The sequence below is a fragment of the Corynebacterium aurimucosum genome, assembly GCF_046895345.1.
Lineage (GTDB): Bacteria > Actinomycetota > Actinomycetes > Mycobacteriales > Mycobacteriaceae > Corynebacterium > Corynebacterium aurimucosum_G.
Window position 1 is genome coordinate 1250985 of the sequence record NZ_CP160096.1, and the last position, 13264, is coordinate 1264248.

A 13264-nucleotide genomic window follows, 5' to 3' on the forward strand; every position below is an offset into this window, starting at 1 on the left:
TGGGGAAACGTCCTCTGCGTTAAAAGATGGACTTCTTACTGTTATCGAGGATGCCGGCTTCCTTCATAGCCGCATCGACCGCCTCATCATCGAAAGGATCAATGCCGTGATCCTGCGCGAACATGGTACGGCGGCGGAAACGCGAGTAGCGGCGGTGAAAATTCCAGCCTGCGAAGAGGACGGCAACGCCCATCAGGGCAAGAATGAGCAAACCGATGGGCGAGGCCTTACCGAACTCTGGTCCTACCGGCCCGCTTTGGCTCCCCTGGGCGAGCAGGGCGACGTCATGCGCCGCGAAGTACAAAGCGTTCATGTTTTAAGCCTCCCCTACTTCCGGGATTCCCGCAAATAAATCATCCTCCGGCAGCGCCGTCGAAACGCGGGTCTTAGCCAGCTCAAATTCCTCCGTAGGCCAGTGCTCCTGCTGCACGGACACCGGAGTCGCAAGAAAGGCACCGGCCGGATCAATTTGGGTGGCGTGTGCGCGGAGAGCGTCCTCCCGATTTTGGAAGTAGTCCGCGCACTCTACCTGCGTGGTCACTCGCGCCATGATGTCACCGAAAGCGGTATCCCACCGCGCAAGCATCGGCTCATAAGGGCTCACCTTTCCTTCCTCCACAAGGAGGTCGTGGAAAATCTTCATCCTTTGATACACAAAGCCGTGCGTGTAGTAGAGCTTCAGCGGCTCCCACGGCTCCCCCAATTCTGGGTGGTACGCGGAATCGCCCGCCTTGTCCCACGCCAACATAGACGCTCGGTAGACCATGAGATGATCCGGGTGTGGGTAGCCGCCATTTTCGTCATAGGTAATGATGACGTGGGGGCGGAACTCACGGATAATCTCCACCAGCTCTTGGGCTACCTCATCATCTTCCTTGAGAGCAAAGCAGCCCTCGGGGAGCAGGTCCTTAATATTAGGCGCAAGCGGGTTGCCGGGAAGGCCCGAATCCGCGTGCCCAAGCCAGCGGTGTTGCACGCCCAAAGCAGCGGCCGCTTCCGCCATTTCCTCTCGACGAATACTGCCCATATTCTCAAGGACACCAGGGCGGTCCATGGCCGGGTTGATAATATCCCCACGCTCACCACCGGTACAGGTGACGACGAGGACCTCCGCCCCTTCCGCAGCATATTTCGCGGTTGTCGCCGCACCCTTCGAGGATTCGTCGTCAGGGTGCGCGTGAATAGCCAAAAGGCGCTTTGTACTCACTGGGTGCTACATCTCCCTAGATTGCTTCTTTAAACAGACGCCCAGTCTAGTGGATAGTAGCTTCGCGGCGACCGTTGGATAGAATCAGACTCATGTCTGACGCCCAACCCGCTTCTCGCTCCGCACGTTCACAGTACCGCTATGGCTCCACGAACCACTCTCCGCTCAAGGGAGGCTCGTGGACCAACCGGGCACTGGTACTGGTGTTTTTGGCCATGCTCGTCGCGGCCGTTGTCTTTGGCGTCCAGTACTTCCGCAGCCAGCAGAAGGTCAACGCAGATATATCTTATGTCACACACGAGATCCTCTCCGATGACTCCATGCGCATTTGGGTAGACATCACACGCAACCGCGTTGAAGAACCTGCTTATTGCATCGTGCAGGCTTTTGACTACTCCAAAGCGGAGGTCGGCCGCCGCGAAATTGCCGTGCCGGCCGGCGGCGAGTCTGCCCAGCGCGTCGCAGTGGACATCCCCACCAACCACCCGGCTGTCGCCGGTGGCGTCTACGGTTGTTCTGGAAATATTCCTTCTTATCTCGATACCAGCGCAATGGATACAGCGGGTGAGGCAACCGACAACTAAAAGCCCAGCTGTGCTAGTATGTTGAGCGTTCTGAATGGGCTGCGCCACCTGCACTTTTGCGCCCGTTCTTTGAGAAATAAAAGTGTTCATTAGAAACCGTATACGGAAGGTTGCACTATGGCTGAGCAGCAGAAGCAATACATCACCCCGGAAACCAAGGCCAAGCTCGAGGCCGAGCTGCAGGCCCTGATTGACCACCGCCCGGTCGTCGCCGCGGAAATTAATGAGCGCCGCGAGGAGGGTGACCTTAAGGAGAACGCGGGTTACGACGCCGCACGCGAGATGCAAGACCAGGAAGAGGCCCGCATCAAGCAGATCTCCGAGGTTCTGGCTAACTCCACCACCGAGCGCACCGCCGTCCAGGAGGGCGTTGCCCACATCGGTTCGGTGGTCCACGTTTACTACAACGGTGACGAAGAGGACCGCGAGACCTTCCTCATTGGTACCCGCGCTGCTGCTTCCGACAACAAGGACTTGGAGACCTACTCTGAGCAGTCCCCGCTGGGCGCTGCCCTTCTGGGTGCTGCCGAGGGCGAGACCCGCGAGTACACCGCGCCGAATGGCAAGACCTTGTCGGTGACCGTGGTCTCCGCTGCACCTTATGATTCCGCAAAGGCCGCAACTCCGCGCAAGTCCTAATTTATACTGCTCTTAGGTCACCGTTTTTCTGAGAAAGAGTTTTATCCCCATGAAGAAGTTCACTCGTTTCGCTGCTGCTGGTCTGGTTGTCTCTGCTGGTCTTACCCTTGCTGCTTGCCACCCGCCGAGCGAGCAGGATTCCACTGAAAAGGTCGACACCGGTGCTACCTTCACCGGTGAGGCCCCGGGAGCCGGCGCAGCCGAATCCTCCGAGTCTGCAGATGCCACCGACGTCGTTGGCACCGAAGCTGCCACCGAGACCGCGGTAGCTCCGGCTGAATACACCACTGCCCCGGTTCAGCAGTAAGCTCAACGGCATCTTAAAGCGAGAGCGGCGCCCCGAATAATCCGGCGCCGCTTTTAGCGTTTTGAGGGCACTTCCCCTCCACCGCCTTGCACCTAGTTTTCTTCGCGGGCCCAATCCCCAATAACCCCTGGCAGCACCGCAGGGGCTTCGCCTAATAGGTCGCGGCGGTTGGGATCGCGCTCTACCTGCGTGGTAACGGATTTGATCCGCCGCTCACCATCGCCGCCACGTGCCATCCCACCCATCAACGGCATCATGCGCATCCCCGCACCACGGGCATTGCCAACACCCGACTTCGCACCGTGCGCTCCGCCCGCAGCACCCACGACACCACCGGCGTTGCCGACGGCACCAGGACCGGCCACGCCGCCCATGCCACCCACACCAACGGCACCACTGCCTGCATTACCGCCCAGGAGGCCATTGCCGCTTAGCGACGCCCGCCCCTCCCGCTGCTGACCAGCCCCTGTTACGGCCCCGGGAAGTCCACCGAGTACCGGATGTGTTCCGGTCTGCGGCCCGCCGAAGGAGGAATTCAAGCCGCCCAAGCCCGCCGCGGAAGTGTTTGGATTCGCTGATGCCTCCGGCAAACGACCACTGAGTCCCGCAATTCCTCCGGGAAGCTGGTTGCCACGTCCATCAGCGAGACCGACCGATCCCAACCCATTGAGACCACTCGCCGCATAAGGCGCACCGCCCGGAGCAGTCGTGGCTCCTGTCATCGTGCCGTGAACTGGGTTAAGAGACCCGATTCCCGCACTAGCGGCCGACGTGTTTACCTCGGCTGCATTGATGGGTGCCAGCGCTTCACCAAAGCCTAGGTCGTTGAGGATACTGCGCCCACGATTATGTAAATCACCATGAAGCTTCGCGATATCCTCAGCGCCCATCCCGACGCTTTCAAGCCCTTGGATCTGACCATTGGCAACATTGAAAGACCCAGGCCCCACAGCACCACTCTCGATTGCTTCAGCAATCTTTTGGGGCCAGGCAACCCCATCTGTGTTGTACTGGTTTCCGTCGCCCGCGACGGCTCCAAAATGAGTGCTGGTGTCCCCACCGCCGCTGGGCGGTGCCGCATCCATGAGTGCATGCTGATACGGCATAGCCGAAATCACTTGCTGCTGCAGAACACCCTGCATATAGGTCAATGCTGCTTTTTCAGCAGCAGCGCGTGCAACAGGATCTGGAATTGCGGCCACCTCGAATGCCAGGGCAACGGCTTCGGGTTGAACGTTCACTAGCTGCGCTTGGAAGCCAAATAGCTTCTGCTGCATGACATTTGCGTTGGCGATGAAGTGCGTTCCTGCCTGTGCGACCTCACGAATTTTTTGTGCCGCTCGTGTAGTAGCTTCGCTGTCATTCTCCGATTCTAAGGACGCGGCTGAGCGCTCAAGTCCAGCGACGATATCAGCGACTTCCCCACTCAGCGCTCCCCACCGCGCATTCGCTTCGGACACATCCCAGAAGCGAGTGCTGAACAGATTCGATGCCAGGCCCATGATGGACGTTCCCGGGTCCACGATCGGAACAGTAAACCCAAACGGACTATAGCCCGGATCCGGTTGCGAGACTATCGGCATCGACGCTGCACCGCCTCCCCCGCCAGCATCAGCGACATCCAGCCCCCGGCTGGTAAGTATGTCTTGTGATTCGAAGCTTGCTAGCTCTGTTTGAAGAGCTTCCCCGAGCCAAGAAACCTGCCCCCTAAATCCTTCCAAAGAATTCCGCGCGGACCCAGGGTCCGTTGCCAGCACACGCTGGTGGATTGCACCAACTTCACTTAGGCCGATCACCGTGGAGAAGCCTCCATCGAGTGGGCTATTCGCCTTTTGCGTGGCCAAAGCTAGATTTTGACCCAGATTGTTAATTGCGTCGACTTGTTGATTTAAATCTTCTTGATTAATAATCATTGCTTCCCCCGAGCGCCATCAAACTAGATAACGGCGCTTGCTAACCTTTCAACGTTTTTACAGTTATCTTCTATCGAAATAGCGTCGGACAAGTTGGTCCAAGAGATTGAGAGCGTCCCCTGTACAGTCCCCACATACCCGGTACAGGTCGCGTTCGTTATAAACGATTCCTCGACAAGGTAGATTGATTTGGCGTCCTCTCCGGTCGCCTCCACCCCATCGGGGAACGTAGAGCGAACCTCAGAGAGAGTGAAATCCCTTGATGCAATAGTCACGCTAGCTTTACTTCCATCCCGTTCCTGCGCCTCAAACTGACAAGACCGATATCCAGTTTCGCGCTTAACCGAACCAGTAGACACTAAGCCCGAGTCTTCAAACACCGCTAGAGTCTCCGTGGTACATGGATCAAACACTTGGAATCCCGGCACCGTACGATCAAATTCACCGAGAGGCGGCAGCACCCCTCTCCCGCACGAGGTTCGTCGCTTGAAGCCTGCGACTCCCGCAACCTCGTGGCGGTGGCATCAGCGACCCCCGAGTCCCCTGAGCCACCGCCGGTGTTATCGCCAGGAACATTGTGAAAGTCCCCCGGATTATCACCATGGTCGCGAGCACCTAGACCTAGCGGAGATGCACAGTTGGACAGCACCCCGATACAAACTGCCACCAGCACTAGGCCCCCGATTCGCTTCATGGTTTCCTTTCAACCAATTTTCCTGACCATTAGAAGCCCCTCGCTGAAGCTGAAAGCTTCGAGCGGCTTCTGCGACCAGAATGCATGAGAACTATCAAGATGTCGCGCCAGAGCCAAAAAAGATTCATGCAATATTTCCCGACAGAACACCCATTCGACGACATTAATAGAACTTTTATAAATAATCGCTGGTCGTAGCCTGTAAGAAATTTGGACGCCAGCAGTGATCTACATGTGACCGAGCTGCCGATTATAACCAAGTGGGGGTCCCCTAATTACAACACTGTTAACTTTCGGGTGTCGTTTTTCCAATAGGAAAGCAGGAAGCCAGCCACCTCAGATGATCCCCCTAGACAACACCTCAAGCTCCGCTTAAAAGCCCAGCTAGTTCCATCAACACGCAAGGAAATGGCAATGGCACAACCACGCGACACTGCGGTTTAGTAACAGTCACACCATTGCCAGCAGACGAGCGGCAACCCACATAACCCCTGATTGACTTCTCTCAAGCTTCGATAAATCGAACATTTCGCCCATAGCCACCAGGAGAACCTTTGGCTTCACAAGCATAACTACGTGGATGGCCATCCACGTAGCGCGGGGAAAATGACTAACGCACCGAGCGGAATCAATACACAATCACACACGGAACTTTAGGAACATTCGTGCTAACAGCTGGCCAGCTTCGACGGTTTTAGCACTGAGGCGAAAGAAAGAACGCTCCGCCTATAGCCGGCGCTGTGCCCAATAGAAGGTTCGCGGCTCAGAAAAGAAACCGGTGGCCGGAACCACAAAGATTGTGGTTCCGGCCACCGGTTCGCAATAGCGTTATGAGACTGATTAGTCCCTAAAGTAGCTCAGCAGACGGAGAATCTCGGTGTAGAGCCAGACCAAGGTCACAGCCAGACCAAGAGCGATACCCCAGGCGTACTGAGCCGGAGCGCCCTGACGGATAAGGCGATCAGCTTGGTCAAAGTCCGTCATGAAGGACAGCGAAGCCAAGACGATGCAGACAAGGGAGAAGATGATGGCGAGCATGCCGCCATCACGCAGCGGGTTGAAGCCGAAGAAAATAGCACCCAGCATGTTACCCAGCGCCAACACTGCCACACCGGCAATAAGGCCGAACATGATCTTGTTGAACTTCGGGGTGACCTTGACCGCACCGGTCTTGTAGACCATCAGCATGCCGATGAATACACCTACAGTGCCCATGATGGCCTGACCGATAAGCGCCATACCATCGGAGTTACCGAAGGATACGCCAGCGAACATGAGCGAGAAGCCGCCCACGAAAAGGCCCTCAAACACGGCGTAAATCAACGTCACCGCAGCGGAACCAAACTTCTTGCCAAACGTTGAGACGAGAACAGTAATGAAACCGCCCAGCGCACCAACCAAGGTAAGAATCATCGCAATGCCCGGGTTAATCAACTCACCAATGGCGAAGTTAAGTACGGCCATTACGATGATGACGCCAAGAGTAATACCAGTCTTGGTCACGACATCATCAACCGTCAGCGGACGATCGGCGCTACGGTTTCCTTGGTTAAACGGATTGTCGCTCTGACCGTAGGGGTTAACCTGGGTCTGGCTTTGGCTGGACGAGAGGGAACTCATGACGGGGTTACTAGAACGCACGCGAATCCCGATTCCTTTCACAGTCGTTCTCTAAAAAGCGGCCACTCGGGGCCGCCTTGTCTTTCACTTCACTAGGATCAACGCTCCCCATTGCTAGGAAGTTCCCAAAATCCCAAAATTCGCAAAATTATCCATGCTTAACAGGGAATCGTCGACAAGCACTGCTCTTCCCCGCAACAACTGTTCTGATTAGATAGAGAGTTTTTGGGTTTTCAATCTCCACCCCCTTGATTGGACCATCGTTTCCGCTGGTCATGGTGCCCCCACTGGGACTCGAACCCAGACTGAATCGATTTTAAGTCGACTGCCTCTGCCGATTGGGCTATGGGGGCCAAACCGTGCTCACTTATCTTAGGGCACGGATAGTCATGAACTGAAAATAGGGTCGGCTTCTGCGTAGCCTTCCGGCCTTAGCCCGCTAATTTTGCTGCAAGGCCAGTAATGATGCCATCGAGGATGTCTTTCTCACTGATGAAGAAAGAACGTGCCTCGCTATTGCGTTCAATCATCGTCATGATGCCCTCGACTGCCACGCATCCACCGCCAATGACATCCGCGCGTCCAGGGTGGATGACGGGGTTGAGAGCGCGAACATCCGAAGGCAGACCAATCATCTGTCGGGTGAGCACCCGCAGGGCGTCGAAACGCAGCTCGGAGCCATGAATGGAATCGGCATCGTAGCGCTCCATTCCCTGGGCCAGCGCGGAAAGAGTCGTAAACGTACCGGCGCAGCCAACGAAGGTCAGGGCTTTATCGATAGGAACGATCTTCTCGACTTCGGCCATGCGCTCAGCCACATAATCCGTAGCGATCTCAATTTCCGCTTCGGTGGGCGGATCATTGCGCATGATGCGCTCGGTAAGACGCACACATCCCATTTGTGCCGAGTGGGAGCCGAGAATCTCACCGTCGATGGTGCCAACGACGAACTCCGTCGAACCACCACCCAAATCGATAACGCAATATGGGCCCTCTTCAGAATGCAGATCCCCCACCGCGCCGGTAAAGGACAGCAGTGCTTCCTCCTCGCCGGAGATAACCTCCGCACGAGCACCAGGCTGGACTTGACCGAGCAGTTCTTCGGTCATGTCAAAGAATTCGCGGTGATTTTTGGCATCGCGGGTGGCTGAGGTGGCCACCATCCGCACGCGCTCAACCTTCTCAAACTTCATCTGTTTGACGTAGCCCTCGAGCGCCGCGCGGGTCCGCGCAAGGGCCTCTGGTTCAAACTCGCCGGTGGCGTCGACGCCCTGTCCGAGACGAACGATCTCCATCGTGCGGGAGATATCGCGGATCTTTCCATCTTCCTGAATCTCACTGATAAGCAGGCGGATGGAGTTGGTTCCGCAGTCGACAGCAGCGACGCGTGTCATAAGGCTAGCCTTTCTCTTAACCGGCGTTAGAAAAATCGAACTGGGCCATATCAATGCCCAGGTCCCCCACGGTGGGCCAATCCTTTGGGATGGCGCTTCCTCGAAGTTTACCGTGTTCTGCGGCCATCGCTACGGCTTCGGTGCCGAAACGTACGCGGCCTGGCCCCTCCGCCAGGGCATACGCGATGAGGACGTGAAGGCACTTCACGCGCTCAGGCATGCCACCACCGGAAAAGTCAGTACCTAGGTCTTCCATGGCGTTGCGGGTTGCCAGGTAGTGTTCATGCGCGGCTTGGTAATCCTTCTGCAGGTCCTCATCCTCTGCAAGGCGCTGCTCCATCCATTTCATGACATGGGCAACCTCAAGGCGCGATGCTTCGGCGGTCAAGCGCGGATCGGTGAGGTAGTAAAGGGTGGGAAACGGGGTGCCGTCGGGAAGCTTAGGCGCGGTCTTAATCACCGCCGGGGCTCCGTCCGGAGTGCGGTATGCAATGTCCACGACGCCACGTGGGGTGCGGCCTAGTTGTTCGCGGACGACTTCAAGATCAGCATCGGTCACGGTCATAGGAACCATTGTGACACGGAGGAATGGTTGAGTCCTATTCAGCAGGGGCTTGCGGCTGATTCTCTACTTCTTCCGCTACAGAATCCCACAACACCGCGTACCACTCGCGGTCATCGGTATCCTCGCGGCGCTCCGAGGTTACCGTGTCACCCGAGTCCATGCGCGGATCCATGATGCGGAAGGCCGTTTCACCCTCATCCATCACACCGAACCGGCGACGCGCCTCTTGCTTGACGTACTCCTCCGAGTTGTACTTATCAATCTCGGTGAGGAGCTCATCCTTATGGGCCTGCTTGGCGGCAATAGAGCTTTCTAAGCGGGCAATTTCTGATTGTCCATGGTAGTAATTGCGCAGCGGAACAGCAATGGATAACAAGACTACGAGAACAACGGCAATGATCACACCGACGCCCAGAATGTCCAGGCCTTTAGGCTGGACCGGGGTCTTCTTCCGCTTGGTGCGCTGCGCATCGCGGGCACGCGTGTGTACCGGAACGGTGTTCCGGCGCTTTGTACGAGGAGAAATAGTGCGTGCCATCGGGAAGCCATTGTATCCCGGACCGGCCCCAGTGCTGTGCGGCGCGCGTCGTGTCTCAGAAATAACACGTGTCACAGAAATTCAAAGTCTGTTCCGGTACGTGTGCCGCGTCAACTTGGGCTCTGCGGCTGCCCTCCCAACGCAAAAGGTGCCACAGTTTCCTGTGACACCTTCTGAACTAGCGCTAGCTCAGCGGACAGTCCGAGAAGACTGCCATGAGAAGCTAGTGGCAAACTTAGCCTTGGAAGCGCGGAAATGCGGAGCGGCCGGCGTAAACAGCGGCATCGCCCAGCTCCTGCTCAATACGCAGCAGCTGGTTATACTTGGCTACGCGCTCAGAGCGGGCCGGAGCACCCGTCTTGATCTGGCCACAGTTCAGGGCGACTGCGAGGTCAGCAATGGTAGTGTCCTCGGTCTCACCAGAGCGGTGGGACATCATGGTGCGGTAGCCGTTGCGGTGAGCCAGCTCGACGGCGTCAAAGGTCTCGGTCAGGGTACCAATCTGGTTGACCTTGACCAGCAGAGCGTTAGCAGCCTTCTTGTCGATACCCTCCTGGAGGCGGGCCGGGTTGGTGACGAAGAAATCATCGCCAACGATCTGAACCTTGTCACCGATAGTCTCGGTGAGCTTGGTGTAGCCCTCCCAGTCATCTTCCTGCAGCGGGTCCTCAATGGACACGATCGGGTACTTAGCAACGAGATCCTCGTAAACCTTGGCCATCTCCTCAGCGGTGTGCTCGCCGCCCTCGAAGTGGTACTTACCGTCCTTGAAGAACTCGGAGGAAGCAACGTCTAGTGCAAGAGCAACGTCCTTGCCCGGCTCGAAGCCAGCCTTCTTGATTGCGTCAACGATGAGATCGAGCGCTGCCTTGGTGGACTCGACAGACGGAGCGAAGCCACCCTCGTCACCCAGACCGGTGGACAGGCCCTTGTCCTTGATAACGTTCTTGAGTGCGTGGTAAACCTCAGTGCCCTGACGCAGCGCCTCGGAGAAGGACTCCGCGCCAATCGGGGCGATCATGAACTCTTGGACGTCCACGCCGGAGTCAGCGTGGGAGCCACCGTTGAGAATGTTCATCATTGGAACGGGCAGGACATGGGCGTTCGGGCCACCGACGTAACGGTAGAGCGGCAGGCCGGCAGACTCGGCAGCGGCCTTAGCTGCTGCGATGGAAACGCCCAGGATGGCGTTGGCGCCGAGGCGAGACTTGTTCTCAGTGCCGTCCAGCTTGATCAGGGCCTGGTCGATGAGGCGCTGGTCATCGGCCTCGAAGCCGGCAAGTTCATCAGCGATCTCTTCGTTGACGTTCTCAACGGCCTTAAGAACGCCCTTGCCCAAGTAGCGGTCACCACCGTCGCGCAACTCGTGAGCCTCGTGAACACCGGTGGAAGCGCCAGACGGAACGCCGGCGACACCGCGTGCGCCATCGTCGAGGAAGACTTCAGCCTCAACGGTGGGGTTGCCGCGGGAATCAAGAATTTCGCGTGCCATTACGTGGATGATGTCAGCCATGCTGCTTTCACTCCTATAGAGCCAAATTGATCTTGGTTTGTGTTCTGGGAGGTGCTCCCAAACCACCTGCAGCCAATTGTTCCAGAAAACTTCGGAACGTGTCGGGCTTAAACGGACAACGTGACAAAGATCTAGGAAGAGACTAGGACGTCGCAGGCTGTTCAATGGCGTAGGAATTTGCCGCTGCCGCCACTTTACGCAGGTAGTCCTCCGATTGGTTGTAGTTGAGGACGGCTGAGCGCCAGCCTTCCGGCGTGGAAAGGTCCCTATCCCCAAAACACAACAATGCGGCGGCACCTAGCGCAGCATCATCAATCTGGTTGGGATCAGCCACCCCATCGCCATTGGCATCACGACCTAAATGCTCCCACGAAGAAGCGATAAATTGCATCGGTCCGACGGCGCGATCAAAGTCGGTATCGCCGTCAATCACGCCGCCATCACTATCCGGAACCATGGTGGTGTTGTTCGTACCATCGAGAGGTATACCCACGATGGGTGGGTCGGGGTAGCCGTTCTCATCGAGTGTAGAACGGTGAAAGAGATTGCCGTTATAGGTCCCGTGACGGCTTTCAACCCAACCGATCCCCGCAAGGGTATTCCAGCGCAGATTACAGTTCGGCCAGGACTCCCGCGCAATCAACTCCGCATTGCCATAGGCCCGCAAGGCTTGATCGGGGATGCTGGTGGCATCAGCAAGCTGGTCGGACCACCACGTCAATTTATCCGCCGTGCGCCCCGGACCGTCGACATCAATATTGGGCACTTCTGCCCCGCCGACCGGTGGAAGATCCTCTGGGACAGGGGAAAGCTGCCGGAACGGGGATGGCTTACCCAGGAAGGAAAGACTCCAGGCCACCAGGGAAATGATCAGAATGATGGCTAAGACAATTCCAAGGCCACAGCCCCCGATCCTCCTAAGCCCCTGCGTCATAAAGGTGAATACTACAGCCCGTTGCGCGAAGGGGGTCTAGCGACACAGAGGGCACCACGAGGCGACTATATAGGCACGCCCTACGAAATTTGCGAAACAAAAGTTATGTCAAAATGTTCCCATGCGTAACATTCTGCGCTACACTGCAGCGTTGAACAGAGAGCCGAGGCCCCGCTGGTGCTCCACGTTCTATCACTGTCCGTTCTAGAAACGTGCTTTTCTCTTAGTCAAGGAGTTCCATGTCCATCCGTCGTATCCTCGCTACTGCTTCCGCCATTGTTACTCTGGGTGCCATCGCACCCGCTACCGCCTCCGCCGCTTCCCTCACTGAGCTGGGCGGCTTCCTTTCCCAGGGCATCCAGTCCGCTGACTGCAACGCCCTGCGCAGCACCCTCACACTCATCGATCGAAGCACTGAAGTCGAGCTTCTGACTCCGGATACCACCCGCAACCAGCTTTCGAAGAACCTCACTGCACTGGGCACCACCGAGGAACTCGGCCCGCTGGCCTTTGCCGCGGTGAAGTACGCCGGCCAGACCGCTGACCGCGCTCTCGAGTGCAAGATTGTCAAGGAAGACACCATCGCCACCGGCGGCACGGGCCTGTCCTCCAAGATTGCGGACTACGCTCCCCTACTGTCCTCCATGATCCAGAAGGGCTAGTCCTTCTTTTCTCGGGCCTTACCTTCGGCCCACAAGCGCTCCTGTTCCTCTACCCCCACGATGTCCTCTGAGCCATCAAAAAGGTAGGGCGCGCGGGAGCGCATTTTGTTGACGAAAGACATCGCAACATCATCAAGGTTGAAGGCCCCACGGCGTGCCGCGATTTCGGCGTGGAAGAGGATCTGCAGGAAGACATCGCCCAATTCCTTCAGCAGCTCAGCATCCGAAGCATGTTCCCGCACTGCCTCGGCAAACTCAGCGGACTCTTCCTCCATATATGGCAGCAGGGTCTCGTGGGTTTGATCGCGCTCCCACTCCCCTATGCGCCGCGCGCGCATCATCACCTCGCGCGCCTGCCACATCGGATCCTCCAAGGAAGGAGCGAGGATGAGCTCCGCGTGGGCGTCGATAAGCTCGCGCACCTGCGGGTGTGACGGGTCTGTGCTCACCACAACACCATGGCCTGCCGGATCTTCACCGCACAGCAACTTGTCGAAGTCCCAGCGCACCTTCACCGGAACCTCATCAGTGAAAACAACAGGTCCCTGAAGTTTTCCAATGGCCTCCATGGGGATCAAGGTGGGCCAGCGCGGATCTAACAACAGGACAGTCATAAGCAACGAGTATAGGTCTCGGATTCCCAGAACCATCGCTCCGGTTGCGCAAAAGGCCGCTTTAGGAGGTATTTTTAACC

At 57.2% G+C, this 13264-nt stretch carries 15 protein-coding genes and 1 tRNA gene; 4 read left to right on the forward strand and 12 right to left on the reverse strand.

The genetic code is table 11. The features are described 5' to 3' along the window. Nucleotides 1-19 precede the first annotated feature (19 nt). Together ABZS45_RS05980 and mca are read right to left on the reverse strand one after the other, a co-directional pair. Entirely contained in the window at nt 20-313 is a 294-nt protein-coding gene (locus ABZS45_RS05980) for a hypothetical protein (RefSeq protein WP_010187365.1), read from the reverse strand. A 3-nt stretch (nt 314-316) separates the two neighbouring features. Beyond that, the gene (gene mca, locus ABZS45_RS05985) at nt 317-1207 is read right to left on the reverse strand and encodes a mycothiol conjugate amidase Mca (RefSeq protein ID WP_412101053.1); all 891 of its coding nucleotides are present in this window, start codon (nt 1205-1207) and stop codon (nt 317-319) included. A gap of 92 nt (nt 1208-1299) precedes the next feature. On the opposite strand from mca, the gene ABZS45_RS05990 reads away from it, so the two are divergent. From ABZS45_RS05990 to ABZS45_RS06000, 3 genes are all read left to right on the forward strand, one after another. Continuing rightward, nucleotides 1300-1791, forward strand: coding sequence for a DUF4307 domain-containing protein (locus ABZS45_RS05990; RefSeq protein WP_216379857.1), 492 nt, complete (start codon nt 1300-1302; stop codon nt 1789-1791). A 117-nt stretch (nt 1792-1908) separates the two neighbouring features. Then, nucleotides 1909-2430, forward strand: a complete 522-nt coding sequence (greA, locus tag ABZS45_RS05995) for a transcription elongation factor GreA (RefSeq protein WP_010187368.1) — start codon at nt 1909-1911, stop codon at nt 2428-2430. Between the two features lie 49 nt (nt 2431-2479). Continuing rightward, the gene (locus tag ABZS45_RS06000) at nt 2480-2737 is read left to right on the forward strand and encodes a hypothetical protein (protein WP_070447056.1); all 258 of its coding nucleotides are present in this window, start codon (nt 2480-2482) and stop codon (nt 2735-2737) included. A 92-nt stretch (nt 2738-2829) separates the two neighbouring features. Here ABZS45_RS06000 and ABZS45_RS06005 read toward each other — a convergent pair whose 3' ends face one another. The 9 genes from ABZS45_RS06005 to ABZS45_RS06045 all read right to left on the reverse strand — a co-directional run bounded on the left by ABZS45_RS06005 (nt 2830) and on the right by ABZS45_RS06045 (nt 11908). Further along, on the reverse strand, nt 2830-4320 hold the full coding sequence (locus ABZS45_RS06005; protein WP_412101054.1) for a hypothetical protein: 1491 nt from the start codon (nt 4318-4320) through the stop codon (nt 2830-2832). Between the two features lie 353 nt (nt 4321-4673). Further along, nucleotides 4674-5111, reverse strand: a complete 438-nt coding sequence (locus tag ABZS45_RS06010; RefSeq protein WP_412101055.1) for a DUF3558 family protein — start codon at nt 5109-5111, stop codon at nt 4674-4676. A 1073-nt stretch (nt 5112-6184) separates the two neighbouring features. Continuing rightward, nucleotides 6185-6985 (reverse strand): Bax inhibitor-1/YccA family membrane protein, encoded by an 801-nt coding sequence (locus ABZS45_RS06015; RefSeq protein ID WP_412101056.1) that lies wholly within the window; start codon nt 6983-6985, stop codon nt 6185-6187. Between the two features lie 255 nt (nt 6986-7240). Beyond that, a tRNA-Leu gene (locus ABZS45_RS06020) sits at nt 7241-7317 on the reverse strand. A 78-nt stretch (nt 7318-7395) separates the two neighbouring features. Continuing rightward, nucleotides 7396-8358 carry a Ppx/GppA phosphatase family protein gene (locus tag ABZS45_RS06025; RefSeq protein WP_070646294.1) on the reverse strand — a complete coding sequence of 321 codons (963 nt, stop codon included), beginning with the start codon at nt 8356-8358 and terminating at the stop codon, nt 7396-7398. A 16-nt stretch (nt 8359-8374) separates the two neighbouring features. Continuing rightward, nucleotides 8375-8923, reverse strand: coding sequence for a DUF501 domain-containing protein (locus tag ABZS45_RS06030; RefSeq protein WP_412101057.1), 549 nt, complete (start codon nt 8921-8923; stop codon nt 8375-8377). A 34-nt stretch (nt 8924-8957) separates the two neighbouring features. Then, nucleotides 8958-9461: a septum formation initiator family protein gene (locus ABZS45_RS06035; protein WP_412101058.1), complete on the reverse strand. Its 504-nt coding sequence runs from the start codon at nt 9459-9461 to the stop codon at nt 8958-8960. A 235-nt stretch (nt 9462-9696) separates the two neighbouring features. Then, on the reverse strand, nt 9697-10974 hold the full coding sequence (gene eno, locus ABZS45_RS06040; protein ID WP_412101059.1) for a phosphopyruvate hydratase: 1278 nt from the start codon (nt 10972-10974) through the stop codon (nt 9697-9699). A gap of 142 nt (nt 10975-11116) precedes the next feature. After that, nucleotides 11117-11908: a hypothetical protein gene (locus ABZS45_RS06045; RefSeq protein WP_070710718.1), complete on the reverse strand. Its 792-nt coding sequence runs from the start codon at nt 11906-11908 to the stop codon at nt 11117-11119. Nucleotides 11909-12147: 239 nt separating this feature from the next. Between ABZS45_RS06045 and ABZS45_RS06050 the strand changes: the two genes are divergently transcribed. Next, nucleotides 12148-12570, forward strand: a complete 423-nt coding sequence (locus tag ABZS45_RS06050; RefSeq protein WP_070646285.1) for a hypothetical protein — start codon at nt 12148-12150, stop codon at nt 12568-12570. Here ABZS45_RS06050 and ABZS45_RS06055 read toward each other — a convergent pair. Further along, nucleotides 12567-13184 carry a MazG nucleotide pyrophosphohydrolase domain-containing protein gene (locus ABZS45_RS06055; RefSeq protein ID WP_412101060.1) on the reverse strand — a complete coding sequence of 206 codons (618 nt, stop codon included), beginning with the start codon at nt 13182-13184 and terminating at the stop codon, nt 12567-12569. The genes ABZS45_RS06050 and ABZS45_RS06055 overlap by 4 nt on opposite strands. Between the last annotated feature and the right edge of the window lie 80 nt (nt 13185-13264).